The sequence below is a fragment of the Nocardioides sp. HDW12B genome (assembly GCF_011299595.1).
Taxonomy (GTDB): Bacteria; Actinomycetota; Actinomycetes; order Propionibacteriales; family Nocardioidaceae; genus Marmoricola_A.
In genome coordinates this window covers 2,830,819-2,856,226 of the sequence record NZ_CP049867.1, presented here as the reverse complement: position 1 = coordinate 2,856,226, position 25,408 = coordinate 2,830,819, and the positions used below count along the sequence as shown (strand labels likewise).

Below are 25,408 nucleotides of genomic sequence, written 5' to 3'. Positions count from 1 at the left end.
GGTGCCACCAGGTGACCTCAGGCGCACACGATGTCGTGACCGGCCCGCGGCGGGCCGTCGGCAGGGCTCACGCCTGGCGGTCCTTGAGGATCCGCTGGGCGGCCAGCTTGCCGGGCGAGCCCATGACGCAGCCGCCGGGGTGCGTGCCCGAGCCGCACTGGTAGTAGCCCTCGATCGGGGTGCGGTACTGGCTCCACCCCGGGGCGGGACGGAAGAAGTACATCTGCGGCGCCAGGAACTCCCCGGCGAAGATGTTGCCCTCGCTCAGCCCGGTGTGCGTCTCGATGTCCTGCGGCGTGACGACCTCGCGGTGCAGCACCAGGTCGCCGAAGCCGGGGAAGTGCTCCTCGAGCACCGCCTGCGCGGTGTCGCCGAAGGGCTCGCGCTCGGTCTCCCAGTCCGACCCGCGCAGCTCGTACGGCGCGTACTGCACGAAGCAGGACATGACGTGCTTGCCGGGCGGCGCCATGTCGGGGTCGACGACCGACTGCACGGCGGCGTCGATGAAGGGCCGGTCGCTGTACCAGCCGTACTTCGAGGCGTCGAAGGCCCGCTCGACGTACTCCATGGTGGGCCCGATGTTGAGGAAGCCGCCGAAGTGGTCGACGGTGTCGGGCAGCCCGGGGAAGGTCGGCAGCGCGTCGAGGGCGAAGTTCACCTTGGCCGAGACGCCGCGGTAGCGCGTGCGCCGGACCGCGTCGACCAGGTCGTCGGGCAGCGCGCGCGGGTCGACGAGCTCGGTGAAGGTGCGCCGCGCGTCGAGCGCGGAGACGACCGTGGTCGCGCGGATCTCCGTGCCGTCGGCGAGCACCACGCCGGTGGTGCGGTCCCCGTCGGTCAGCACCGAGGACACCGCCGCGCCCACCCGGATCTCGGCGCCGAAGGACTCCGCGGCGCGGGCGAGCACCTGGGTGAAGCCGCCGTTGCCGCCCTTGTGGAACGCCCACGCGCCCATGGCGCCGTCGTGCTCGCCCATCTTGTGGAACAGCATCACCAGCCCGGAGCCCTGCGACATCGGACCGACCTTCGAGCCGATGATGGACGAGGAGGCGTGGTAGCCCTTGACGGCGTCGTGCTCGAAGTAGTCGTCGAGCCAGTCCGCGGCACTGCCCGTGAGCAGCCGGGCGACGTCGTGCATTGTGTTCTTGTCGACGTTACCTAAATGATTCAGCAGCCAGCGGACGTCGGCCTGGTCCTCGGGGTCGCTGCCGAACACGTTCGGGGGCGGGTTGTCGAACAGCGGACGCACCGCGCGGCGCACCAGGTCGAGGTCGTGGTGGAAGCGGTCGTAGGCGTCCGCGTCGTGACGCGAGTGACGTCGGATCTCCTGGACGTTCTGGGCGTGGTCCTCGCCGAGCAGCAGGTGGCCGCCGTCCCCGGTGGGGTGGAAGCCCGACGGCATCATCAGCGGCATGAAGCCGTGCCGGACGAGGTCGAGCTCCTGGATGATCTCGGGGCGCAGCAGGCTCAGCGCGTAGGAGAACGTCGTGAAGTGGAAGCCGGGCACCGGCTCCTCGGTGATCGCCGCGCCCCCGACCAGGTGGCGCCGTTCCAGGATCAGCGTGCGCAGGCCCGCCTTCGCCAGGTATGCGCCGTTGACCAGCCCGTTGTGCCCGCCGCCGACCACGATCGCGTCGTACGTCGACCCGCTCGCGCCGGGCGCGCCGGGTGCTGCCGGGTCCTGTGCGTCGCTCACGGGGCCACCTTCCGGTCGGGGGTGAAGAAGGGCATCGTCGTGGTGGTCGCCCCCACGGTGGTGGTGCGGTGGTGCAGCGTCGTCTCGAGCCGCAGCGCCGTTCCGGGGGAGCCGAGGTCGGGCCGGACCCGGGCGATGCCGATGTGCTTCTGCAGCACCGGCGAGTAGACCAGGCTCGTGCAGTACCCGACCTGCTCCCCGTCGCCGATGGTCGAGCGGTCGCCGGTGGTCGAGCGGTCGCCGGTGGTCGAGCGGTCGCCGGTGGTCGAGCGGTCGCCGGTGGTCGAGCGGTCGCCGGTGGTCGAGCCCGTCGAGACCCCAGCCGGGAGCCGCAGCGCCGACGCGTAGGGCAGCGGCTGGTCGTCCTTGGTCGGGAACACCCCGGCGTCGCGGTGCAGCGCGTCCCACTCGGCCCAGTCGAGCACGATGCCGGTGGTGGCCCAGCGTGACGTCCCCTCGGCCACCTCGCGACGGATCGCGGCGGCGCCGACGAACGCCCGGTCGTCGGTGAGCGCCGGGCGCACCATCCACCCCATGCCGAGCTCGGTGGGGGTGACCCGGTCGTGGTCGGTCATCGCGAGACGGCTGTTGTGCCACTCGACGTCGAGCAGGGGCAGGCCGGCCTCGATGCGCAGGGTCATGAGTGCCTGCTCGCCGAACGGGCGCAGGCTGTGCGGCTTCCCGGCCTCGAGGACCGCGTCGAGCACCGCGAGCGCGCCGTCCGCGGGCACGACCAGCTCGTAGCCGAGGTCGCCGGTGTAGCCGGTCCGGCTCAGGGTCACGGGCACGCCGGCGACCTTCGTCGCGACGTGGTCGAAGAAGCCCAGGCCGGCGACCTCGTCGCTCAGCTGCGCGAGCACCGCCCGGGACCGGGGGCCCTGGACGGCCAGGATGCCGTGGTCGTCGGAGACGTCCTCGACCTCGACCCGCAGCCGGCCGCGGTGGTCGCTCAGCCAGCCCAGGGCGGGCCGTGCTGCGGTCAGCAGGAAGTCGGTCGCCGAGTGGCGCAGGACGACGCCGTCCTCCATGACGAACCCGCGGTCGTCGCACCACAGGGTGTACTGCGCCCGACCCGGTCGCAGCCGCCGTACGTCGCGCAGCAGCATGCCGGCGAGGAACGTCTCGGCGTCGGGGCCGGTGACGGCGTACTTGAACAGGGGGGAGGTGTCGAAGACGCCGACCGAATTCCGCACCGCGAAGTACTCGTGCTTGGCGGCCTGGGTGTAGCGCAGCGGGGAGAGGAAGCCCTGCCAGTGGGTGTAGAGGCCCTGGGTGTTCAGCTCGCTCAGCCGCGGGTGGAACGGCGTGGTCCGGATCATCGGCTCCCTTCCTGGCGCCCCGGTCAGCCTAGAGCAGGGTCTCCGGAGGCCCTGGGACGGAGCGAGCAGGGGCGATCGAGGTCTGGCCCGTCCGTGCTCTTCCCTCCGGGACCGCCGGATGCCAGGATGCTGCTGACTCGTGAGTCAGCGCGTCGCAGGAGGGGCGGGGGAAGGGGCTGTCGAGACACGTCCGGTGGACGGTGCTCGCGGTTCTTGCGCCGATCCGTCATCGCGCGGGATCCGAAGCGTTAGGGTCCTCTCCGAAGCGGGCCATGGGTCGCCCACGATCGCCGGGCAGGTGCCATCCCCCGTCACCTGTCCGGCTCGGGGCGTCTCCCTCCGGTCCTGCCGTTCCCCGCGGAGCTCTCGGTCCAGTCGGCCGGCAGGCCGAGCTCGGCGGCCACGGTCGAGGCGGTCCACGCCCGCAGCTGCGCGCGGGTCACCGACCGGTTGACCAAGGTGGCCACGGACAGGCCGTCGAGCAGGGCACCGACCCGCACGACGGTGGCCTCGGGGTCGGCGCACGTGAAGCTGCCGTCCGCGACGCCCTCCTGCACGATCTCGAGGAACGTGTCACGCCAGCGCCGGTCGAGCCGACGGAGGACCGTGCGGATGCCCGCGTCGCGCTGGGCGAGGGCCCACGCGTCGATCCACAGCCGCCAGCCGACGGCCTTCCCCGACGGCCCGTAGCCGTGCACCAGCGCGCGTAGCCGCTCGGTCGCCGTACGCCCGCGGGCCGCGGCGCGGTCGATGCGCTGGAGGTCCTGGTCGACGGCGTAGGTGAACGCCTCGGCGAGGAGCTCGTCCTTGGTGCCGAAGTGGTAGAAGACCAGCGCCGGGCTGACACCGAGTGCGCCGGCGACGTCACCGACCCGGGTCTGGGCCAGGCCCACCCCCGCGATGTGCGTCACCGTGGCCGCCAGGATCTCCTCGCGCCGCAGCTCGACGCGACGGCGGCCCGTCCCGGGACCCGCGGCACCGCAGGCGCTGCCGGTGCCGCCGGTGCCGTTCGGTCCTGACCCCTGTGCGGTCATGGTCGCCCCCTTGCACCGTGCCGGCGTCGGACGCGCCGAGTGAGCGCCCGGTCCACCCCCACGGTGCCTGCACCCTAGTGCCTTGTCGAGGCCCGACAATGGAGCCATGACCTCCGCCGCCACGAACCCGTCGACGGGTGCGCGCCCGACCGACCGCCCCTCCACGGCGCGGCTCACGATGGCGATGCTGGCGCTGGCCACGGGCAGCTTCACCATCGGTACGACGGAGTTCGTCACCATGGGGCTGCTGCCGGAGGTGGCCGACGGCGTCGGGGTGTCGATCCCGACCGCCGGGCACATCATCTCGGCCTACGCGCTCGGGGTCGTGGTGGGGGCCCCCGTGATCGCCTTCCTCGGCGCCCGTGCCCCACGACGGGGCCTTCTCATCGGCCTCATGGCGGCGTACACGCTGGCCAACGCCCTCACCGCGATCGCGGTGTCCTTCGAGCTGGTCACCGCGGCACGCTTCCTGGCCGGCCTGCCGCACGGCGCCTTCTTCGGGGTCGCCTCCCTGGTGGCCGCCGACCTGGCCGCGCCGGAGAAGCGGGGGCGGGCGGTGGCCCAGGTGATGCTGGGTCTGTCGGTGGCCAACGTCGTCGGCGTCCCGGCGGCGACCTGGATGGGTCAGCACCTCGGCTGGCGCTCGGCGTTCTGGGCGGTGGTGGTGCTCAGCACCCTCACCATGGGTCTCGTCCGGCTGCTCGTGCCCTCCTCGCCCGGGCGGCCCGAGGCCACCGGCATGCGCGAGCTCAAGGCCTTCGCCAGCGCCCAGGTGTGGCTGACGCTGCTGGCCGGGGCCGTCGGCTTCGGCGGCATGTTCGCGGTCTACACCTACATCTCGCCCACCGTCACCGAGGTGGGCGGGCTCGGCAGCGGGGCCGTGCCGGTGTTCCTGCTCGCCTTCGGCCTCGGCATGGTCGTCGGCACCTGGCTGGCCGGCGTGCTGGCCGACTGGTCGGTCTTCCGCTCGCTGCTCGGCTCCACGCTCGGGATGGGACTGACCCTGCTGCTCTTCGCGCTCGTCATCCCGGGTGGGTGGTGGGCGCTGCCGGTCGCCTTCGCGATCCCGGTCCTGGGGTCGGTCGTCGTCGTCAACCTCCAGCTGCGGCTCATGGACGTGGCGGGCGACGCCCAGACCGTCGGGGCGGCGATGAACCACGCCTCCCTCAACGCCGCCAACGCGCTCGGGGCCTGGCTCGGTGGCGTCGTGATCGCGGCCGGCTGGGGCTACCGCGCCCCGGCCGTCGTCGGTGCGGGGCTGTGCCTGCTGGGCTTCTTCTTCATCACCGGCTCGGCGGTGCTGCACCGCCGGGACACCCGGGTTGCCGCTGCCCCCGACGACGTGGCGGTCCGCTAGCTGTCCTGGCCACGCAGGCTGCGGGTGAAGTAGCTGCTCCACGCGCTCGCCCGGTAGTCGCCGAAGGGCTCGCACTCCGCGAACCCGGCGCGCCGGTAGAGCGCGCGGGCCGGGGCGAAGATCTCCATCGACCCGGTCTCCAGGCTGACGCGCGTGAACCCCTGCGCCCGGGCGTGGTCGAGCAGGTGCTCCAGCATCCGCCGCCCCAGGCCCTCGCCGCGGTGGCCCTCGGCGGTGTGCATCGACTTGACCTCCCCGTGCCCGTCGTCGAGGCGGCGCAGGGCACCGACCGCGAGCAGGCCCTGGTCGTCGCGCAGGGCGAAGAAGTCGACGTCGGGGCCGGCCAGCCCGTCGACGTCGAGCGCGTGGGCGTCCTCCGGCGGGCTCTGCGAGCGGGCGAAGGCGAGATGACGGGTCAGCAGCGCGACGACGTCCTCGCGGCGCGGGTCCTCCAGGGCGACGGTCGGCTCCACCGACCCATCATCTCGCCGTCAGCTCATCGACGTGCCACCGTCACGGCCTCACTTCTCCAGGAAGTCGAGCAGCGCCTGGTTGAACTCCTTCGCGTGACTGACGTTGCACCCGTGCGGAGCGCCCTTGAGCAGCACCAGCTCGCTGCCGTCGACCGCCTCGTGGGTGCGCTTGCCCGATCCCTCGAACGGCACGATCCCGTCGCTGTCGCCGTGGATGACCAGGGTCGGCACGTCGACCTTCCCCAGGTCCTCTCGGAAGTCGGTGGTCGCCCACGCCTTCATGCAGCCCAGCGCCGCCTCCTGGTCGGACTTCTTGCACAGCGCCAGGGCCTCCTGACGCTGCTCGTCGCTGACCTTGAGGTCGTCGCCGGCGGTGAAGAAGTCGGTGGTGAAGCCGTCGAAGAACGCGTCGCGGTCGTCCTCCAGCCCCTCGCGGAACTCCGTGGCCGCGTCGTCGGTCAGCGGGCCGTCCTCGTTGTCGTCGCCCTTCTGGAGGTACGGCGTGACCGAGGCGGCGAAGACCAGGCTGCGGAGGTTGTCGGTGCCGTGCTTCGCCACGTAGTGGGCGACCTCGCCCCCGCCCATGGAGAAGCCCACGAGCGTCACGTCGGAGAGCTCGAGGCTCGTGACGACGTTGTGGAGGTCGTCGGTGAGGCGGTCGTAGTCGTAGCCGTCGCCGGGGTCGGACTGCCCGAAGCCGCGACGGTCGTAGGCGACCACCCGGTAGCCGGCCTCGCGCAGCACCGGGATCTGCTCCGACCACGAGTCGCTGCTCAACGGCCAGCCGTGGATCAGCACGACCGGTCGGCCGTCGCCCGCGGTGTCGCGGACGTAGAGGTCGTTGTCGTCATCGTCGCCGTCGTCGGTCCTGCCGTCGTCGGTGTCGTCGCTCGTGTCCGTGCTCCCCGAGTCCTCGGCCTCGGTGTCCTCGGCCTCGGTGTCCTCGGCCTCGGTGTCCTCGGCCTCGGTGTCCTTCGGGTTGTTCTCAGAGTTCTCGGTGCTCTCGGTCGTCTCGTCGGTGTCGTCGGCCATGAGGTGCTCCCCGGTGGGTCGGTGCGGACCGGGTGACCGGTCGGTCACCCGAGGGCCGTCCGAGCCCACCCGAGTCGAGCTCGTGGTCACGGTCCGGCATCCGCGTACGTCGTACCCGCCGACGTGACCTGTGACACGCCCCGTCGTCTGACCGGCGTCGCGCCACCTCTAGTCCGGGGGGCGGGGTCCCTCGCGCGACGGGTCGTCGGGCAGTCGCGGCTCGCCGGTCAGCCGGTCCCGCTCGATGCGGGCCATCAGCTGGGTCGTGGCGTCGACGTCGATGCGGGGCATGAGCTCGGTGGCGGCGTCCGGGTCGCCGGTGGGGTCGGGCTCGCCGGGACCGCCGGGGCCGCCGGGGCCGCTCGGGGTCGTCGCCAGGGTGCTGGGGACGGCCTGCCGGTGGGGACCGCCGGGCCGGGGGCGCCCGGCCGGACCGGTGCGCACCCGGGGGGCGAAGCGCGCGGACCGCATCTGCCGCCGGATCCGCTCGTCGAGGTCCATCTCCTGCAGCAGCCGTCGCACGGTGGCGAGCACGGCCGCGGTGAGCTCGACCAGCTCGGGCACCGAGGCCGTGACCAGCACCTCCTCGAGGCGGGTGCGGGCCTCGTGCAGGCCCTCCAGGGCCGCCGCGACCGCGCGCACGTCGGTGGCGCGACCGCGCGGCCCCGGGGTCGCTTCGTCGTGCACCAGCTGGCCGAAGGCGTCGACGCCCTGGTGCATCTCGGTAAAGGTCTGGGCGAGACCCTGCGCGATGTCGTCCAGCACCTCCCGGTCGACGTCGCGGGAGTCCGCCGCGGCGTCGTCGACGGCCCGGAACATCGACCGCACCGACACCGCGGTATGCTCGAGCGCCTCGAGCCCCTGGCGCAGCCCGGGGCCCGCGTCGGAGGTGAAGGCGGCGCGCATGTTCATCCGCCGGCCCTCCTCCGCGTGGAGCACGGCCGCCTCGACGGCCGGGAAGTCGTGGGTGACGCTCCGCGCCTCGTCCAGCCACCGGGGGGTGAGGTTGGCCAGGTCGTGGCCGCGCGCCACCGCCTCGGTCAGCTCCTCGGCCGCCCGCTGCAGCAGGCCGCTCACCCGGTCGGCGAAGTCGTCCACGGCCTCGCCGGCGTCGTCGACGGCGACCTTCGGCGGGAACAGCAGGTTGGCCGCCACCGCGACGGCCGCCCCCACCAGCGTCTCGGTCATCCGCTCCCAGGCAGCCGAGCCGGCCGACAGCGAGCCCACCCCCAGCACGAGCATCGCGCTGATGGCGACCTCGATGAGGTTCGCCTCGAGCCGGAGCATCTGGCCCACCGACAGCGCGACCAGGATGAGCAGCCCGAGCGTCCACCACTCCAGGGGCACCAGCGTCGCGAAGCCGACCGCGATGGACACGCCGGCCACGACGGCGATCACCCGGTCCAGCCCCCGCGCCAGCAGTGACGCCGGGGTGACCTGGACGACGAGCATCGCGGTCAGGGGTGCCAGCAGCGGCTGGGCCTCGGGGAAGATCAGCGTGGCGGCGACGTAGCTGAGCACCGCGGCGACCGTCAGCCGCAGGGCGAAGAGGAACTCGCCGCGGCTCGGCAGCCGGAACCGACGCCGGGCGCGGCTCAGCGTTCCGTCGCGGGTGGCAGCCATCTGCCCATAGTGCCGCAGGCGCCTGGGTGCCGGGAGGGTGCGGGCTGGGTGCCGGCTGGGTGCCGTGTGGTGGCATGAGCCCATGCCTGACGACCTGCTCCCCGACCTCGACCGGCTCCGTGCCGACACCCCCGGCACCGAGACGGTGGTGCACCTCAACAACGCCGGGAGCGCGCTGCCCACCCGCCAGGTGCTCGACACCGTGGTGGGCCACCTGCGGCGCGAGGCGGAGATCGGCGGCTACGAGGCGCAGTGGGAGGTCGCCGACGAGATCGAGGCCGTGTACGCCGCGGTGGCGGCCCTGCTGGGGGCCGAGACCCGTCAGGTCGCGCTGACCGACAGCGCCACCCGCTCGTGGGACCTCGCCGTCTACGGCTACCCGTTCGAGCCGGGGGACCGGGTGCTGGTCTCGCGCCAGGAGTACGCCAGCAACGCCATCTCCCTGCTGCACCTGCGCGACCGGCTCGGCGTCGAGGTCGTCCTGGTCGAGGACGACGACCACGGCCAGGTCTCCCTCGACGCGCTCGAGCGCGAGCTGCGCCGGGGCGCGGCGATGGTCTCGCTGGTGCACGTCCCGACCAGCAACGGGGTGGTGAACCCGGCGGAGGCGGTCGGGGCGCAGTGCCGCGAGCACGACGTGTTCTACGTCCTCGACGCCTGCCAGTCGGTCGGCCAGCTCCCGGTCGACGTGACGAGGATCGGCTGCGACGTGCTCGCCGCGACCGGGCGGAAGTACCTCCGCGCCCCGCGCGGCACCGGGCTGCTCCACCTCAGCGACCGGGCGATGGAGCGGCTGAGCCCGCCGTTCCTCGACCTCCACGCCGCCACCTGGGTCGCCGACGACGCCTACGAGCTGCGCGAGGACGCCCGCCGCTTCGAGACCTGGGAGCGCAGCACCGCCGGCGTGCTCGGCCTCGGCGTGGCGTCCCGCTACCTCACCGACCTCGGCCCGGAGCGGACGTGGGACCGGGTGCGCGCCCTCGCCGCTGCTCTTCGCGAGCGGCTCGCAGAGGTGCCCGGCGTCGTCGTACGCGACCGGGGGGAGGTGCTCGGCGGCATCGTCACCTTCACCGTCCAGGGCCGCGCCGCCACCGAGGTGGGCGGCACGTTGCGCGGCCAGGGCATCAACACCTCCGTCACCAGCGCCACGTCGGCCCGGCTCGACCTGGGTGCCCGAGGCCTCGCCGAGGTGGTCCGCGCCTCCGTGCACTACTACAACACCGAGACCGAGCTCGACACCCTCGTGGCCGCCGTACGTCGCCTCGCCTGAGGCGGGACCCCCTGCCGGTTTCACTGGGTACCTAGTGAAACCGGCGCTTCCCGAGTGAAGTTTCGTCAGGGAAGCGCCGGAATCACTAGGTACCCAGTGAAACCGCGGGCTGGTTTAGAGCAGCGCGCGGGAGGGGTACGCCTGGGAGATCGGGACCGGACTGCCTACGGGGGCGGCCTGGCCCCCGGCCCAGGAGGTCCGTCATGGCGGGTGCAGCGGGAGCGACGAGTACGACGAGCGGCGGCTCGGGCGGCGGACCAGGAGGCGGGGCCCAGCTGCAGAAGGGCCTCAAGCAGCGCCACCTGACGATGATCGCGATCGGCGGGGTCATCGGCGCCGGCCTCTTCGTCGGGTCCAGCACGGTCATCCTCGACACCGGCCCGGGAGCGTTCCTCAGCTACCTCGTCACCGGGGTGCTCATCATCCTGGTGATGCGGATGCTGGGCGAGATGGCCACGGCCAACCCCTCGACGGGGTCCTTCGCCGACTACGCGCGCCGCGCGCTCGGTGGCTGGGCGGGCTTCAGCGTCGCCTGGCTCTACTGGTACTTCTGGGTGATCGTCGTCGGCTTCGAGGCCGTCGCCGGCGCGGAGATCCTGACGTACTGGATCGACGCCCCGCTCTGGCTGCTGTCGTTGGGCCTCATGGTCCTCATGACGGCCACCAACCTGGTCTCGGTGTCGTCGTACGGCGAGTTCGAGTACTGGTTCGCCGGCATCAAGGTCGCCGCCATCATCGCCTTCCTCGTGCTCGGCGGCGCCTTCGTGCTGGGCCTGTGGCCCGGCCAGGGGATGGACTTCAGCAACCTCACCGAGCAGGGCGGCTTCCTGCCCTCGGGTGCCGGCGCGATCTTCTCCAGCATCGTGGTGGTCGTCTTCTCGATGGTGGGCGCCGAGATCGCGACCGTGGCCGCCGCCGAGTCCAAGGACCCGGAGAAGGCGATCGCCCGCGCTACCCAGTCGGTCATCGTGCGCGTGCTGACGTTCTACGTCGGCGCGGTCTTCCTGCTGGTCTGCATCGTGCCGTGGGACGACAACGAGGACGGCGGATCGCCGTTCGTGGCCGCCTTCGGCGAGATGGGCATCCCGTACGCCGACCACATCATGAACGCGGTCGTGCTGACCGCGGTGCTGAGCTGCCTCAACTCCGGGCTCTACACCGCCTCACGCATGATCTTCGTGCTCGCCGGGCGCCGCGAGGCCCCGATGCGGCTGATCACGACCAACTCCCGCGGCGTGCCGGTGCTGGCGATCCTGGCCTCCACCGTCATCGGGTTCCTGTCGGTCATCGCCGCCTACGTCTCACCCGACACCGTCTTCACGTTCCTGCTGAACTCCTCGGGCGCGGTGATCCTCTTCGTCTACCTGCTCATCGCGGTCTCGCAGTTCGTGCTGCGTCGCCGCACCCGCGACGAGGACCTGACGGTCAAGATGTGGCTGTTCCCGTGGTTGACCATCGCCGCCGGGCTCGGCATCGTCGCCGTGCTGGTGCAGATGATGATCGGCGACGACACCCGCTCGCAGATCCTGCTCAGCCTGCTGTCGTGGGGCGTCGTGCTCGGGCTGTTCCTGCTGACCCGCTGGCGCGGCGGGTCGGTCAGCGCCGACGAGCTCGAGCGCCTGAACCGGGGTGACGACCACGACAGCCACGGGGCGGCCAAGGACGGCGAGCCCGCGCGCCGGGTGCTCGTGCTGGCCAACCGCACGCTGACCGGCGACGAGCTGCACCGCAGCCTGCACGAGCTGCCCGGCAGCGACCAGGCCAGCTACCACGTCGTCGTGCCGACCAACCCGGTCGACACCGGGCAGGCCGAGCGGGAGGGCGCGGCCTACGTCTGGGAGGCCACCGCGACCGCGGCGAGCGACCGGCTCGAGCAGACCAAGCGGGTGCTGCGCGAGCAGGGCCTCACCGTCGACGGCGAGCTCGGGGACTACCGGCCGCTGGTCGCGCTCGACGCCGCGGTGCGGTCGTTCCAGCCGGACCACATCGTGATCTCGACCCACCCCGAGGACGTCTCGACCTGGCTGCGCCACGACGTCGTCAGCAGTGCCCGGGAGCGGTACGACGTACCCGTGCACCACGTGGTGGTCAGCGAGCCGGCGCGCACCTAGGCCGAGGCCCCAGGACGGGGCGGCCCTCCACGTAGGTCGCGACCACGCGGGCGGCGCCGATCTCGGCGACGTCGGCGGTGAACGGGTCGCGGTCGAGCACGACGAGGTCGGCGGCCAGGCCCGGGCGGACCGCGCCGACCTCGTCCTCGCGGTGGTTCACCCACGCCGAGCCGCTCGTGTAGGCGGCGAACGCGGTCTCCAGGTCGAGCGCCTGCTCGGGCAGGAGCGGCTCGCTGCCGGCCCGGCCCGGCTCGCCGTACGCCCAGCGGTTGACCGCGACGTGGATCGCCTGCAGCGGGTCGGGCGTGCTGACGGGCCAGTCGCTGCCCATCGCCAGCGGGGCGCCGGCGCGGTGGAGCTCGGCGAACGGGTACTGCCGCGGCACGGCGGCGGGGTCGAGGAACGGCAGCGTCAGCTCGGTCATCTGCTCGTCGTAGCAGGCCCACAGCGCCTGCATGTTCGCGGTCACGCCGAGCTCGGCGAAGCGGCGGACGTCGTCGGGCGCGACGAGCTGCAGGTGCGCGAGGTGGTGGCGCAACGGGCTCGGGCCCTGCTGGGACACGGTGGCGAAGGCGTCGAGCGCCTCGGCCACCCCACGGTCGCCGATGGCGTGGACGTGGACCTGGAACCCGGCCTCCTCCAGCAGGGGGAGGTAGCGCCGCAGCGCGGCCGGGTCGACGAAGGAGTGCCCGGTGTTGGTGGTCGCGTGCCCGCACCGGTCGAGGTACGGCGCGCTGACCGCGGCCGTGCCGTTCTCCAGGATGCCGTCCTGCATGATCTTGACGCTGGTCGCCCGGAACCGGCCGTGCGAGAAGTCGCGGCGGCGCTCCTCCAGGCTGGCGATCTGGGACTCGTCGACGTCCCGGTCCCACCAGAGCGCGCCGACGACGAAGGCGGTCAGGTCGCCGTTGCGCGCGGCGGCGGCGTACGTCGGGCCGGGGTCGTCGATGCCGCCGTAGGCGCCGACGATCGCGTCCTGCCAGCCGGTGACGCCAAGGGAGTGCAGGTAGGACTGACCCTCGAGCAGGCCGCGGTAGTACTCCTCGTCGGTCGTCGCCGGCACGATCGCCTGGACGAGGTCCATCGCGCCCTCGTGGAGCGTGCCCGAGGGGCGGCCCTGGGCGTCGCGCTCGAAGTGGCCGTGGGCCGGGTCGGGGGAGGTGTCGGTGATGCCGGCCGTGCGCATCGCGAGGCTGTTGACCCAGGCGCCGTGGTGGTCGCGGTTGAGCAGGTAGACGGGGCGGTCGGGCACCACGGCGTCGAGGTCGGCGGCGAGGGCGGCGCCGTTCTCGAACGCTGCCATCGACCAGCCGCCCCCGAGGATCCACGGCAGGTCGGGGTGGGAGGCGGCGTACGCGGAGATGCGGCGCAGGTAGTCCTCGCGCGTGCGGTCCTCCGACAGGTCGCAGCGGATGCGCTCGAGGCCGCCCTGCACCGCGTGGACGTGCGCGTCGACGAAGCCGGGGCCGAGCAGGCCGCCGTCGAGGTCGACGACCTCGGCCCCGGACGGGACGTCGGCGCGGGGGGCGTCGACGGCGACGATGCGGCCGTCGTCGACGAGGACGGCGCCGGTCAGTCGGCCGCGGTGGTGGTGGCCGTCGAAGAGGGACCCGTTGACGAAGGCGATCACGGCGCGAGTCTGGCACCCGGGTCCGCACCGCAGTGACCCGGAGCGTTGTCGGACGCGCGATCTAGGGTGACGCGATGAGCAGCGACGCGACCGACCCGACCGACCGGACCACCGCGACGCACGGCGCCTGGCCCTCACCGTTCTCAGCCCGCGACACGGTGACGGCGGGCACCGTGCGGACGACACCGGTCGTCGGCGGCCGCTCGGTGTGGTGGCTCGAGGCGCGCCCCACCGACGCCGGTCGGCTCACGCTGGTGCGCGGCGAGGCGGGGGAGGCCGTGGACGTGTCCGCGGCGGGCTGCAACGTGCGCACCGCCTTCCACGAGTACGGCGGCGGAGCCGTCGCCGTGGGCGGGCCCGACGGCGGCCTCGCGCTGTACGTCGACTTCTCCGACCAGCGGGTCCACCGCGTCGACGTGGTCTCCGGGGAGCAGGGCGTCGAGGTCGGGCAGCCGCGGCCCGTCACGCCCGACACCGGTGGACAGGTGCGGTGGTCGTGCTTCCGGGTCGACGCCGCGCGCGGTGTCGCCTTCTGCCTGCGCGAGGACCAGCGCGACCCGTCCGTCGAGCCCGTGACGTCGTTGGTTCGGATCGACCTCGACGGCCCCAACGAGGACCTCGGGGTCGTGCTGGTGGCAGGCAAGCGGCGGCCGGTCGACCGGGGCCCGGAGGCGGGCGCCGAGGAGGGTCCGGACTTCGTCCTCGACCCGACGCTGTCGCCCGACGGCCGGCGGATCGCCTGGCTGCAGTGGGACCACCCGAACATGGCGTGGATCGGCACGTGGCTGTGGGTCGCCTCGGTCGACGAAGCCGGGGACCTGCACGACGCCCGGGTGGTGGCCGGCGGGGTGAGCGAGTCCGTCGAGCAGCCGCGCTGGCTCTCCGACGACCGGGTGGTGTTCCTGTCCGACCGCTCTGGCTGGAGCAACTTCTCCGCCGTGCAGCTCGCGCCTCTCGACGCCGCGGGCACGGCGCCGGCCGCGTCGAGCGAGCCGGTGGTCCTCGCCCCCGAGGAGCGCGACTTCGGCCAGCCCCGGTGGACGCCCGACCAGTCGTCGTACGACCTGCTGCCGGACGGCCGGATCGTGACGACCCGCTTCACGGACGGCTTCTGCTCGGTGTGCCTGCTCGACCCCGCGACCGGCGAGGTCACCGAGGTCCCCACCGACGTCACCGGCGTGTTCGACCTGCGCGCCGTCGGCGAGCACCACGCCACCTGTCGGGCGACGTTCACCGACCGGCCGTCCGACGTGGTCACGATCGACCTGCGCGACGGCACCACCCGGTCGGTGTCGGGGCAGCCCGAGGCGCCGGACCCGGCCTGGGTCAGCACGCCCGAGGCCGTCAGCTGGACCAGCCTCACCGAGCTGGGCGGGGACGGGGCGACCGCCCACGGCTTCCTCTACCCGCCGACCAACCCCGACGCGGCCGCCCCCGACGGGGAGCTCCCCCCGCTGATCGTCACGCTGCACGGCGGCCCGACGGCCGCGGCGCCAGCGGCGTACACCCGGGCCCGGACGTTCTGGACCTCCCGCGGCTTCGCGGTGCTCGACGTGAACTACGCGGGCTCGACCGGCTACGGCCGGGCCTACCGCGAGCGGCTCGACGGCCAGTGGGGCGTGGCCGAGGTGGCCGACGTCGCGAGCGGGGCCCGGCACCTCGCCGACCAGGGGCGCGTCGACCCGGCGAAGGTGGCGATCACCGGAGGCAGCGCGGGCGGCTACACCACGCTCGCGGCCCTGACCTTCACCGACGCGTTCGCCGCCGGGGCCAGCCATTTCGGCATCAGCGACCTCGCCGCGCTGGCCCGCGACACCCACAAGCTCGAGTCGCGCTACCTCGACGGGCTCGTGGCGCCGTGGCCGTCGGGGGAGGACGTCTACACGGCTCGCTCGCCGATCCACCACGTCGACCGGCTCGCGACGCCGCTGATCCTGCTGCAGGGCACCGAGGACAAGGTGGTGCCGCCCGACCAGGCCGAGCTGATGTTCGAGGCGGTGAGGGTCAAGGGGCTGCCCGTGGCGCTGGTGATGTTCGACGGTGAGGGCCACGGCTTCCGCGACCCCGCCAACCAGGCGCGGGCGCTCGAGAGCGAGCTGTCGTTCTACGGCCAGGTCTTCGGGTTCACCCCGGCAGGGGACGTCCCGGTCGTCGAGGTCGAGAACCTGCCCTGAGCGAGGGCCCCTCGCGGTCCGTGTGATCGAGGCCAGCGGGGTCGGCTCAGCGGGTCGATTCGGGCCAGGTGTCGTCAACGACGTGGGGCCGGTCGGAGGGGCGTCGGGGGAGGCCTGGTGTCGTTGACGACGCGTGACGGGTGCCTGGCGTCGTTCACGACGTGGGGTTGGGGTGCTGGGTCGTTGACGACGCGGGGCGGGCGTCAGGGGGTGGGGACGGGCTCGTCGGCGGGCTGCCAGGGCGGGGCCTCGACGGCGCAGTGACGACGGCACGGGGAGGGCTCGGGGAGCGGCTCGTCGGGGCCGGCGGAGGCCGCGGACCGGCGTACCCGGGTCGCGGCGACCACGCTGCCGAGGGCCAGGAGGCCGGCGCAGACCAGGGCGGCCCGGTGGAAGGCGGCGATCTCGGCGGCCGGGTCGCCGTACGCGGCGTTGAGCCCGACCACGACCGGGAGCGCCGCGACCGCCAGCAGCCCGGCCGTGCGGGCGACGGCGTTGTTGACGCCGCTGGCCAGGCCGGCGTGCCGGTCCGGCGCCGCGGCGAGGACGGTCGTCGTCAGCGGCGCGACGGTGGCGGCCAGCCCGAGCCCGAAGAGCGTGACGCCTGGCAGGACGTCCGCGACGTACGACGCGTCCTGGTCGACCCGGAGCAGGAGCAGCGTGCCCGCGGCGGACAGGGCGGGACCGACCGTCATCGGCAGCCGGGGGCCGATGCGCTCGGCCAGCTCGCCGGCCCGCGCGGAGAGCGCCAGCATGATCACGGTGATCGGCAGCAGGGAGGCCCCGGCCAGCACGGGCCCGAAGCCGACAGCGGTCTGCAACGTCAGCACCAGCAGGAAGAAGATGCCGCCGAGGGCGGCGTAGACCACGAACGTCACGACGTTGGTGACCCGGAAGAGCGGGGAGACGAAGATGTCCGGCGGCAGCATCGGGTGGGCGGCGCGGCGCTCGACGCGCACGAACGCGGCCCCGGCGGTCACCGCGAGGACCAGCGCACCCCACGTCGGGGCAGCGGTCAGCCCCCGCTCGCCCCAGGAGACGAGGGCGAAGGTCAGCCCGCTGAGGAACAGCACGCCGAGCGCAGCACCACGGACGTCGGTGCCCGGGACGCTGTCGGGGTCGCGGCTCTCCGGCACGTGGCGTACGGCGACCGCCACCACCGCGAGCGCGACCGGCACGTTGAGCAGGAACACCCAGCGCCACGAGGCGACGTCGACGAGCCAGCCGCCGAGGAACGGACCGACGGCGGCCGCGATGCCGCCGAGGCCCGACCACGCCCCGATCGCGCGGCCACGGTCGGGGCCCGAGAACGACGCCTGGAGGATCGCCAGGCTGCCGGGGGTCAGCAGCGCACCCGCCACGCCCTGCAGCGCCCGCGCGGCGACGAGCGTCTCGACGTTCGGGGCGAGCCCGCAGAGCAGCGAGGCCAGCGCGAAGCCGACCACCCCGACCAGGAAGACCCGGCGGCGGCCGAACCGGTCGCCGGCCGCGCCGCCGAGGAGGATGAAGGCGGCGAGCGTCAGCGTGTAGCCGTTGACGGTCCACTGCAGGCCGCCGATCCCGGCGTCGAGGTCCTCGCCGATCGCCGGCAGTGCGACGTTGACGATGGTGCCGTCGAGCATCGCCATGCTCGAGCCGAGCACGGTGGCCAGCAGGATCCAGCGGCCCGCCGGTGCGCCGTACGCCACGGGGGCGGCGGTGGGCGGGGCGACGGACACAGGGGAGGGACGCCGGGGGAGGCCGGGATATTCCCGCCGACCTGCGTCGCGACGTCCAGGGGGCGACGCGTGGCGGCGATGCTGCCAGACTCCGGAGCATGACCCGCTACGGCCAACAGTTCGGCCCCGACTTCACCTTCCTGGGCGTCGACCGGTGCGACCTCGACGAGCCCGCGACGTACGCCGACGCGGACGTCGTCATCCTCGGCGCCCCTTTCGACGGCGGCACCTCGCACCGGCCCGGGGCGCGCTTCGGGCCGCAGGCGATCCGGGAGCAGGACTACCTGCCCCACGACGGCTCGCGGCCCAGCCTGGCGCTGCGCACCGACGGCCTCAAGGACCTGCGCGTCGTCGACGCCGGCGACGTGGAGATGTACTCCGGCGACATCGAGCGCTCGCTGCCCGCCCTGGAGGCGGCCGTCGAGAAGGTCGCCCGCGCCGGCGCCATCCCGGTGGTGCTCGGCGGCGACCACTCCATCGCCTACCCGGACGCTAAGGGCGTGGCCAACGTGCTCGGCCACGGCCGGGTCTCGATGATCCACTTCGACGCGCACGCCGACACCGGCGACATCGAGTTCGGGTCGCTGTGGGGCCACGGCCAGCCGATGCGCCGGCTCATCGAGTCGGGCGCGCTGCGCGGCGACCGGTTCCTGCAGATGGGCCTGCGCGGCTACTGGCCCGAGCCGGACACGCTCGACTGGATGGCCGGCAAGACGATGCGGTCCTACGAGATGACCGAGATCGTCCACCGCGGCTTCGCGGAGTGCCTGACCGAGGCGTTCGCGATCGCCACGGACGAGTGCGAGGGCGTCTTCCTCTCCGTCGACGTCGATGTCTGCGACCCCGGGCACGCCCCCGGCACGGGCACCCCCGAGCCGGGTGGGCTCACCGCGCGCGAGCTGCTCGACGCCGTACGCCGCATCTGCCTGGAGCTGCCCGTGGTCGGCGTCGACGTCGTCGAGGTCAGCCCGCCCTACGACCACGCCGGCATCACCGCCGCCCTGGCCAACCGGGTGGTGCTGGAGTCGCTGAGCGCGATCGCGCGCCGCCGCCAGGACGCCCGGGACGGCACGACGTGGAACCCGCTCCAGCCGCTGCTCGAGGGGCGTGGCACGCCCGGGGAGGGCGAGCGCTGATGCACTCCGTCGACCAGACCACCGAGCAGATGGTGCGCAGCGTGCTGGCCTACGCGGAGAACAGGCTGCGGATGGACCCCGTGCCGCTCGACAAGGCGACCCTCGACCCCGCCCGGCTGCACGACCGGTTGCGCGGCGTGATCCGCGAGGAGCCGCGGCAGCCCGACGAGGTGCTCGGCGTCTACGCGTCGGTGATCGCCCCGAGCGTCATCTCCGCCGACAGCCCGCGCTTCCTCGGCTTCATCCCGGCGGCGCCGACGAAGGCCAGCCTGCTGTTCGACATGCTCGTGTCCTGCGCCTCCATCCAGGGCATCTCGTGGCTCGAGGCGTCGGGGGCGATCGCCGCGGAGAACTCCGTGCTCACCCTGCTGGCGGCCGAGATGGGCATGCCCCCCACCGCCGGCGGCTGCTTCGTCTCCGGCGGCTCGGCCGGCAACCTGTCGGCGCTGGCCGTGGCGCGGGAGACCGCGAAGCGGGAGCGGACCCTGACCGGACGCCCGCAGGTCGTGGTCAGCCTCGACGCGCACTCCTCGATCATCAACACCCTGATGCTGCTGGAGATGGACGCTCTGGTCGTGGAGACCGACGACCACCGCCTGACCCGGTCCGCGGTGGAGCGGATGATCGCGCGCACCGACGCGGCCGTCCTCGACGACGTGGTCGCGGTGGTGTGCACGTCGGGCACCACGAACGCCGGCATCATCGACGACCTCGACGGGGTCGGAGCGCTGGCCGAGGAGCGCGGCTGGTGGTTCCACGTCGACGGCGCCTACGGCGGCGCGGGCGTGCTGGTGCCGTCGCTGAAGCCGAAGTACGCCGGCATCGAGCGGGCCGACTCGTTCATCGTCGACCCCCACAAGTGGATGTTCACCCCCTTCGACTGCTGCGCCCTGGTCTACAAGCGGCCCGAGCTGGCACGTCGTACCCACACCCAGGACGCGTCCTACCTCGACGTCATCCGCGACCAGGGCGGCGAGTGGAACCCCACCGACTACGCCTACCACCTGACGCGGCGGGCCCGCGGCCTGCCGCTGTGGTTCTCGCTCGCGGTCAACGGGCTCGGTGCCTACCGCGAGGCGATCGAGGTCAGCGTCGACCTGGCGAAGGCGGCCGCCGACCTGGTGCGGGCCGAGGACCACCTCGAGCTGGTGCGCGAGCCCGACCTCGGGATCGTGCTGTTCCGTCGGCTCGGGTGGGAGCACGACGACTACGACGCGTGGGCGCGGAAGCTCCACGACGACGAGGTGGCCTTCATCCCGCCGAGCAAGTGGGACGGCGAGACCGTGGGACGCTTCGCCTTCCTGCACCCCGACACCACGCTCGACGTCGTCCGCGAGGTCCTGGAGCGCACCCGGTGAGGGCCGCGCTGCTCGCGGCGGTGGGGGCCCTCGTGCTGGGCGGCTGCGGTGGGGAGAGCGTGATCGCCGACGGGAGCTACGCCGCCGAGCCGTCGGACGTCAGCGCCCAGGTGCTGACCGCCCCGCTGCGGCTCGCGTGGCGCGGCGACGAGGTCGAGGTCGAGACCGGCTGCACGCGGATCGTCGCGCAGGCCGAGGTCGACGAGGTCGGCGACGCCGCCACGCTGCGGCTCGCGGCCGTCGAGTCGACCTCGACGTGCAACCCGCCGGACTCCGACCCCGACGTCTGGGTGGAGGCCTTCCTGCGGACCGGACCCACCGTCGAGCGCAGCGAGGGAGGCGGCTTCCAGCTCTTCGACGAGGAGGTCTCCGTCAGCTTCCACCCGGAGTAGGCCCGCCGACCGGTCACTCGGCGCGCAGGACGAGCGAGATCTCGCCGCGGGTGAGCGTGAGGCGGTCACCCTCGACGACGTACGTCGACCCGCCGAGCAGGTCGGCCAGCGGGGCGCCGGCGACGAGGCACTGGCGCTCGGTCCCGCCGAGGTCGCCGCCCGCGGCGATCGAGTCCGCGGTGACGTCGACGGGGCCGGAGAGCTCGTCGCAGCCGTCGAAGCCCACCACCCGGCCGTCGGCGATGCGGAACCGGGGCGTGGACGCGGCCGGGCCGCCGACCGAGCTGGAGGCGACGTCGCCGTCGACGGTGGACTCCAGCAGCCAGGTCGTGCCCTCGAGCGACACGTCCTCAGGAGGCGGCTCGGTCGCGAAGCGTGCCGTGACGCTCTGCCCGGTGAGGGTGAAGCCGTCCGCGCCGGTCGCGATCCGCGGCCGCGACGTCAGCAGGTCGGCGACCCACTCGTCCTGCTCCATGCGGCCGGGCTCGCACCCCATCTCGGTCATGCCCAGCCCGGTGACCACCAGGCGACCGTCCGCCACCGAGGCGCTGCCCGACATCTGGTTGCAGCCGGCGTCCGCGGAGAGCTGGTCGCCCTTCCAGGTCAGCCGGACCCGGGTGCCCTCGACGAGCGAGCGTCCGGACACGTCGGTGGCGACGTACACCCCGTCGGCGGGGGCGGCCGTCGCCCGCCCGCTGTCCGACGCGCCGGCTCCCGGTCCCGCGGCGTCGCCGTCGGAGCCCGCGGTGGTGTCGCCGCAGCCGGCCACGGCGAGGGCGAGCAGCGTGAGGACGGCGATCACAGGAAGCGTCACGAGTCGCATCATCGTCATGTCGGTGGGACGCAGTCCACCCTGGACGGGTTCCCGGGAGTCACCTCGGGCTGCTGGACCGCCGTACGGTGCGTGCTTCCCGCACGAAACTGGCGCTTCCCGAGTGATGCTTCGCTCGGGAAGCGCCGGTTTCACTAGGTACCTGGTGAAACCGGCAGCCGGATCCAGGGGAACTGGGAGGACGCTCAGCGCACCTTCTCGACGTACGCCACGACGCGGTTGAAGAGGTCCGTGGCGCGGCGGAGGTCGCGGTGGTGGGGCTCGGGGACCCGCATCCGGTCGAGGTCGTGGAGCACCGCACGGGTGTCGCAGCCGGCGTCGGCGACGATGTGGGCCAGGGTGCGCGAGGCGTCGCGCACGGGCTCCGGCTCCAGGCTCCACACCGACTCGAAGACGCGGTCGCGGTCGACCACGCCCACCTGCCCGGGGATCTCCCAGGCGGTGAGCACGGCGGGGAAGTCCTCGGCCAGGCAGGCCAGGGTCCACTCGCGGTGCATCGGGGCGCCGTCGGGCAGCGCCACCTCGAACGGGGCGTCCGGGCGGGCGACGTTGTCGGGGAAGTCGGCCAGCGCCCAGGTGCCGCGGGAGGTCCGGGCCAGGTCGCGCCAGCGTCCCTCCGCACGGCGGTAGTACTTCTCCCGCTGGAAGGCGCCGAACAGCCACGGCGAGCTGGCCCGGGCGCAGCACTCGTCCTCGAGTGCCCAGGAGAGCGCGAGGAGGGTGGACTTGCGCAGCCGGTGCGGTCGCAGGTGGGGGTGGCGCTCACGCAGCTCGGCCCACACCGACGTCGCGGGGGAGGCGGCGAACTGCGAGACCTCGGTGATCGCGGCCTCGAGCCGCACGCCGACCTCACGACGCTGCTTGACGCGCAGGATCGAGTCGACGACCTCCTCGGGATAGCGCCGGTGCCCGCTGGGCAGCCGCAGCGCAAGCGGGAAGCCGTAGCGGCTCTCCCACATGCGCAGGTTGCTGGCGCTGATGCCGGTCCGGCGCGAGAGCTCGCCGATCGTGAGGGTGCCGGGATTGACCTCTCGGCCGTTCTGGCCGGCCCTCTGACCCGATTTAGCCCACGATGTCGTCATGACAAGAGGATAAACCTTCACACCTTGTGGAGAAACCTGTTCAACACGATCGTCTCGCGACGTGTCGGTGCACGGGCTGGAAGGATGCTCCTCATGCCCGCGCACGTGCCCCCGGTCCCTCCGGTCCCCGACGCCCTGACGGGTCTGCCGGCACACCTCGTCGAGCTCTTCACCGCCCGGCTCGAGCGCTGGTGGCCCGACCTGCTCGCCGGGCTCGCGGTCTACCCGGACCCGGAGGCGGTGGCCCGGCGGGTGGTCGACCTGGCCGCGGCCGGGTTCGCCGCCCGCGACGCGGAGCTGCACCACCTCGACCTGCGCCGCAGCCTGGCCCCGGACTGGTTCCAGGACCCGGCCGCCCTCGGGTACGCCGCCTACGCCGACCGGTTCGCCGGCGACCTGGCCGGGGTCGCGGAGCGCCTGGACCACCTGGAGGGGCTCGGCGTCACCTACCTGCACCTCATGCCCCTGCTGCAGCCGCGCCCCGCCCCGAACGACGGCGGCTACGCGGTCGCCGACTACCGCGCGGTGCGCGAGGACCTCGGCACCACCGACGACCTCCGCGCGCTGGCGACCCGGCTGCGCGCGCGGGGGATGAGCCTGTGCCTGGACCTGGTGCTCAACCACGTCGCCACCGAGCACGAGTGGGCCCGGCGGGCCAAGGCCGGCGAGGCGGAGTACCGCGCCTACTTCCACCTCTTCGACGACCGGCGGATGCCCGACGCCTACGAGCAGACCCTGCCGGAGGTCTTCCCCGACATCGCCCCCGGCAGCTTCACCTGGGACGACGAGGTGGAAGCCTGGGTGTGGACGACCTTCAACACCTACCAGTGGGACGTCGACTGGTCGAACCCCGACGTCTTCTGCGCCTACGCCGACATCGTGCTGCACCTGGCGAACCTGGGGGTCGAGGTGTTCCGCCTCGACGCCATCGCGTTCCTCTGGAAGCGGCTCGGGACCAACTGCCAGAACCAGCCCGAGGTCCACGCCCTGACCCAGGCGCTGCGCACCGTGGTGCGGATCGCCTGCCCGGCGGTGGTCTTCAAGGCCGAGGCGATCGTCGGACCCCGCGACCTGCCGGCCTACCTCGGCGCCGGCGAGCACCACGGCAAGGTCAGCGACCTCGCCTACCACAACGGCCTCATGGTGCAGGTCTGGTCGATGCTGGCCAGCCGCGACGTGCGGCTCGCGACGTACGCCCTGCAGCAGCTGCCGCCCACGCCCCCCACCACGGCCTGGATCACCTACGCCCGCTGCCACGACGACATCGGGTGGGCGATCGACGACGGCGACGCCGCGGCGATGGGCGTCAGCGGCTTCGCCCACCGCTCGTTCCTCTCCGACTTCTACTCCGGTGAGTTCCCGGGCTCCTGGGCGCGCGGCCTGGTCTTCGGCGAGAACGAGGAGACCGGCGACCGTCGCATCTCCGGCTCGCTGGCGAGCCTGGCCGGGCTCGAGTGCGGCGACCCGTGGGCGCTCAACCGGATCCTGCTCGTGCACGCGCTGGTGCTCGGCTTCGGCGGCCTGCCGGTGCTGTGGATGGGCGACGAGGTCGGGCTCCTCAACGACCTTGGGTGGGCGACGGAGGAGGGGCACGCCGACGACAACCGCTGGGCCCACCGGCCGCGGATGCCGTGGGGCGGCGACGGCCGCCCGGAGGACCCCCACGGGTTGCTCCCGCGCATCACGGCGCTCGTGCAGGCGCGCCGCGGCACGCCCCACCTCCACGCCTCGGTGCCCACCCGGGTCGAGTGGCCCGAGGACCCGGGCGTGCTGCTGACCGTGCGCGACCACCCGCTGGGTCCGATGGTCGGGGCCTACAACGTCACCGACACCGGACGCTCCGTCACGACCGCCAAGCTGCGCCACCTCGGCCTGGACGGCCGGGTCCTCGACCGGCTCGCCCCCCACCGGGCCCCGCACCGGCTGAGCTCCGTGCGCGAGGTCGAGCTGCCGCCGTACGCCGCGATGTGGCTCACGCGCTGACCGGGTGTGCCCGCCCGGGGCCGGGGGCACGCTGACGTCGTACCGCACGACGACCTGAGGAGCCCCATGTCCCGCTGGACCACCGACGACCTCGGAGACCTGACCGGACGGCGCGCGCTCGTCACCGGCGCCAACAGCGGCATCGGGCTGCACACCGCGCAGGAGCTGGCCCGCCACGGCGCCGAGGTGACGCTCGCGGTGCGCGACGCGGCCAAGGGTGAGTCGGCCGCGGACGGCGTCCGCTCCGCGCTCGCGGGCGCGCAGGGCGCCGGCGAGGTCCGCGTTGCCGCGCTCGACCTGGCGTCCCTGGACTCGGTCGAGAAGCTCGCCGCCGACTGGCAGGGGCCGCTGGACCTGCTGGTCAACAACGCCGGCGTGATGACCCCGCCGCGCTACCAGGAGACGAGCGACGGCTTCGAGCTGCAGTTCGGCACCAACCACCTCGGGCACTTCGCCCTCACCGGCTGGCTGCTCGGTGCGCTGCGCGCCGCCGCGTCCGCGCGCGTGGTCACGGTGTCCTCGATCGCCCACCACGGCGGTCGTCCCGACGTCCTCGCGGGCAACCCCCGCGCGGGCTACAACGCCTCGCGCGCCTACAGCAACTCCAAGCTGGCCAACCTGCTCTTCGCCGCCGAGCTGCAGCGCCGCGCGCGGGCCGCCGGCGTGCCCCTGACCTCGGTCGCCGCCCACCCGGGCGTCTCGGCCACCAACCTGGTCACGAGCGAGCAGGGTCTGGGCTCGATCCCGGGCGTGCGGATCGTGGCACCGCTCTTCCTCAAGCTCGCCTTCCAGTCGCCGCGGGCGGGCGCGCTGCCCGTCCTGTACGCCGCCACCGTGGCCGACCCGCCGCCGTACACGGGGCCGCAGGGGCTCCGCGAGAGCCGCGGCAAGCACCCCGGGCCCGCCCGGCTGCAGCCGCTGGCGCGCGACGAGGAGCTCGCCGCGCAGCTGTGGCAGGTCAGCGAGGAGCGCACGGGCGTGCGCTTCGACTGGGCCTGAGACCGGCCGCCGACGGCTCCGACACGGGGGCACAGCGCCAGGCCAGGGGGCGTTCCGGGGCGCACACGAACGGTGCCTCGGTCGGGGGGAACCGGAGGGTTCGAACGGCGTTGGGGGGTCGCCGTCGGTCGCGGGCCCGCAGAAGCCTCCCTGGCCCGACGACGGGGGACGCTACCTGTCTGGGGCGAG

Annotated in this window: 19 protein-coding genes; 9 read left to right on the top strand and 10 right to left on the bottom strand. The window is 73.4% G+C overall.

Translation table 11 applies throughout. The features are described 5' to 3' along the window. Window positions 1–67: 67 nt before the first annotated feature. From G7072_RS13365 to G7072_RS13355, 3 genes are all read right to left on the bottom strand, one after another. On the bottom strand, window positions 68–1,696 hold the full coding sequence (locus G7072_RS13365) for an NAD(P)/FAD-dependent oxidoreductase (protein ID WP_166087139.1): 1,629 nt from the start codon (window positions 1,694–1,696) through the stop codon (window positions 68–70). Next, window positions 1,693–3,015, bottom strand: coding sequence for an aminomethyltransferase family protein (locus tag G7072_RS13360; RefSeq protein ID WP_166087137.1), 1,323 nt, complete (start codon window positions 3,013–3,015; stop codon window positions 1,693–1,695). Before G7072_RS13360 ends, G7072_RS13365 begins: the two co-directional genes overlap by 4 nt. A 311-nt stretch (window positions 3,016–3,326) precedes the next feature. Next, the gene (locus G7072_RS13355; RefSeq protein ID WP_166087135.1) at window positions 3,327–4,049 is read right to left on the bottom strand and encodes a TetR/AcrR family transcriptional regulator; all 723 of its coding nucleotides are present in this window, start codon (window positions 4,047–4,049) and stop codon (window positions 3,327–3,329) included. A gap of 106 nt (window positions 4,050–4,155) precedes the next feature. Between G7072_RS13355 and G7072_RS13350 the strand changes: the two genes are divergently transcribed. Further along, window positions 4,156–5,406, top strand: coding sequence for an MFS transporter (locus G7072_RS13350; protein WP_166087133.1), 1,251 nt, complete (start codon window positions 4,156–4,158; stop codon window positions 5,404–5,406). On the opposite strand, the gene G7072_RS13345 is transcribed toward G7072_RS13350, so the two are convergent. From G7072_RS13345 to G7072_RS13335, 3 genes are all read right to left on the bottom strand, one after another. Next, on the bottom strand, window positions 5,403–5,879 hold the full coding sequence (locus G7072_RS13345) for a GNAT family N-acetyltransferase (RefSeq protein WP_166087131.1): 477 nt from the start codon (window positions 5,877–5,879) through the stop codon (window positions 5,403–5,405). The two genes, G7072_RS13350 and G7072_RS13345, sit on opposite strands and share 4 nt — an antisense overlap. A gap of 48 nt (window positions 5,880–5,927) precedes the next feature. Further along, the gene (locus G7072_RS13340; RefSeq protein ID WP_206063110.1) at window positions 5,928–6,911 is read right to left on the bottom strand and encodes an alpha/beta hydrolase; all 984 of its coding nucleotides are present in this window, start codon (window positions 6,909–6,911) and stop codon (window positions 5,928–5,930) included. A 168-nt stretch (window positions 6,912–7,079) separates the two neighbouring features. After that, entirely contained in the window at window positions 7,080–8,534 is a 1,455-nt protein-coding gene (locus G7072_RS13335; protein ID WP_166087129.1) for an FUSC family protein, read from the bottom strand. 82 nt (window positions 8,535–8,616) lie between these two features. Here G7072_RS13335 and G7072_RS13330 point away from each other — a divergent pair, with 82 nt between their 5' ends. Next, window positions 8,617–9,804 carry an aminotransferase class V-fold PLP-dependent enzyme gene (locus G7072_RS13330; RefSeq protein ID WP_166087127.1) on the top strand — a complete coding sequence of 396 codons (1,188 nt, stop codon included), beginning with the start codon at window positions 8,617–8,619 and terminating at the stop codon, window positions 9,802–9,804. Window positions 9,805–10,007: 203 nt separating this feature from the next. Then, window positions 10,008–11,915, top strand: a complete 1,908-nt coding sequence (locus tag G7072_RS13325; protein ID WP_166087125.1) for an amino acid permease — start codon at window positions 10,008–10,010, stop codon at window positions 11,913–11,915. Here the strand turns inward: G7072_RS13325 and G7072_RS13320 are convergent. Further along, the gene (locus tag G7072_RS13320; protein WP_166087123.1) at window positions 11,893–13,545 is read right to left on the bottom strand and encodes an amidohydrolase; all 1,653 of its coding nucleotides are present in this window, start codon (window positions 13,543–13,545) and stop codon (window positions 11,893–11,895) included. The two genes, G7072_RS13325 and G7072_RS13320, sit on opposite strands and share 23 nt — an antisense overlap. Window positions 13,546–13,619: 74 nt before the next feature. Between G7072_RS13320 and G7072_RS13315 the strand changes: the two genes are divergently transcribed. Continuing rightward, window positions 13,620–15,719, top strand: a complete 2,100-nt coding sequence (locus G7072_RS13315) for a prolyl oligopeptidase family serine peptidase (protein ID WP_166087122.1) — start codon at window positions 13,620–13,622, stop codon at window positions 15,717–15,719. Window positions 15,720–15,922: 203 nt separating this feature from the next. Here G7072_RS13315 and G7072_RS13310 read toward each other — a convergent pair whose 3' ends face one another. Continuing rightward, on the bottom strand, window positions 15,923–17,437 hold the full coding sequence (locus tag G7072_RS13310; RefSeq protein ID WP_240916947.1) for an MFS transporter: 1,515 nt from the start codon (window positions 17,435–17,437) through the stop codon (window positions 15,923–15,925). Window positions 17,438–17,535: 98 nt separating this feature from the next. Between G7072_RS13310 and speB the strand changes: the two genes are divergently transcribed. From speB to G7072_RS13295, 3 genes are read left to right on the top strand one after another with little or no spacing between them, the layout of a single operon-like run. After that, window positions 17,536–18,573, top strand: coding sequence for an agmatinase (gene speB / locus G7072_RS13305; protein WP_166087120.1), 1,038 nt, complete (start codon window positions 17,536–17,538; stop codon window positions 18,571–18,573). Further along, window positions 18,573–19,931: a pyridoxal-dependent decarboxylase gene (locus G7072_RS13300; RefSeq protein WP_166087118.1), complete on the top strand. Its 1,359-nt coding sequence runs from the start codon at window positions 18,573–18,575 to the stop codon at window positions 19,929–19,931. The genes speB and G7072_RS13300 overlap by 1 nt, the downstream gene beginning before the upstream one ends. Further along, a complete protein-coding gene (locus tag G7072_RS13295) occupies window positions 19,928–20,323 on the top strand; it encodes a hypothetical protein (RefSeq protein ID WP_166087116.1) in 396 nt (131 codons plus the stop codon). The genes G7072_RS13300 and G7072_RS13295 overlap by 4 nt, the downstream gene beginning before the upstream one ends. A 13-nt stretch (window positions 20,324–20,336) precedes the next feature. On the opposite strand, the gene G7072_RS13290 is transcribed toward G7072_RS13295, so the two are convergent. Both G7072_RS13290 and G7072_RS13285 read right to left on the bottom strand, forming a co-directional pair. Continuing rightward, window positions 20,337–21,137 carry an META domain-containing protein gene (locus G7072_RS13290; RefSeq protein WP_166087114.1) on the bottom strand — a complete coding sequence of 267 codons (801 nt, stop codon included), beginning with the start codon at window positions 21,135–21,137 and terminating at the stop codon, window positions 20,337–20,339. Window positions 21,138–21,340: 203 nt separating this feature from the next. Beyond that, a complete protein-coding gene (locus tag G7072_RS13285; protein ID WP_166087112.1) occupies window positions 21,341–22,237 on the bottom strand; it encodes a DICT sensory domain-containing protein in 897 nt (298 codons plus the stop codon). A 93-nt stretch (window positions 22,238–22,330) separates the two neighbouring features. Between G7072_RS13285 and G7072_RS13280 the strand changes: the two genes are divergently transcribed. Then, window positions 22,331–24,220, top strand: a complete 1,890-nt coding sequence (locus tag G7072_RS13280; RefSeq protein WP_166087110.1) for an alpha-amylase family protein — start codon at window positions 22,331–22,333, stop codon at window positions 24,218–24,220. Between the two features lie 66 nt (window positions 24,221–24,286). Beyond that, a complete protein-coding gene (locus G7072_RS13275; RefSeq protein WP_166087108.1) occupies window positions 24,287–25,219 on the top strand; it encodes an oxidoreductase in 933 nt (310 codons plus the stop codon). Window positions 25,220–25,408: the final 189 nt, after the last annotated feature.

Excerpts from the sequence above, each read along its gene's own strand:
- speB (WP_166087120.1), top strand. The coding sequence starts at position 17,536 with ATGACCCGCTACGGCCAACAGTTCGGCCCCGACTTCACCTTCCTGGGC.
- G7072_RS13315 (WP_166087122.1), top strand. The coding sequence starts at position 13,620 with ATGAGCAGCGACGCGACCGACCCGACCGACCGGACCACCGCGACGCAC.
- G7072_RS13325 (WP_166087125.1), top strand. The coding sequence starts at position 10,008 with ATGGCGGGTGCAGCGGGAGCGACGAGTACGACGAGCGGCGGCTCGGGC.
- G7072_RS13355 (WP_166087135.1), bottom strand. The coding sequence starts at position 4,049 with ATGACCGCACAGGGGTCAGGACCGAACGGCACCGGCGGCACCGGCAGC.
- G7072_RS13330 (WP_166087127.1), top strand. The coding sequence starts at position 8,617 with ATGCCTGACGACCTGCTCCCCGACCTCGACCGGCTCCGTGCCGACACC.
- G7072_RS13275 (WP_166087108.1), top strand. The coding sequence starts at position 24,287 with ATGTCCCGCTGGACCACCGACGACCTCGGAGACCTGACCGGACGGCGC.
- G7072_RS13335 (WP_166087129.1), bottom strand. The coding sequence starts at position 8,534 with ATGGCTGCCACCCGCGACGGAACGCTGAGCCGCGCCCGGCGTCGGTTC.
- G7072_RS13285 (WP_166087112.1), bottom strand. The coding sequence starts at position 22,237 with ATGACGACATCGTGGGCTAAATCGGGTCAGAGGGCCGGCCAGAACGGC.
- G7072_RS13340 (WP_206063110.1), bottom strand. The coding sequence starts at position 6,911 with ATGGCCGACGACACCGACGAGACGACCGAGAGCACCGAGAACTCTGAG.
- G7072_RS13350 (WP_166087133.1), top strand. The coding sequence starts at position 4,156 with ATGACCTCCGCCGCCACGAACCCGTCGACGGGTGCGCGCCCGACCGAC.
- G7072_RS13300 (WP_166087118.1), top strand. The coding sequence starts at position 18,573 with ATGCACTCCGTCGACCAGACCACCGAGCAGATGGTGCGCAGCGTGCTG.
- G7072_RS13280 (WP_166087110.1), top strand. The coding sequence starts at position 22,331 with ATGCCCGCGCACGTGCCCCCGGTCCCTCCGGTCCCCGACGCCCTGACG.
- G7072_RS13360 (WP_166087137.1), bottom strand. The coding sequence starts at position 3,015 with ATGATCCGGACCACGCCGTTCCACCCGCGGCTGAGCGAGCTGAACACC.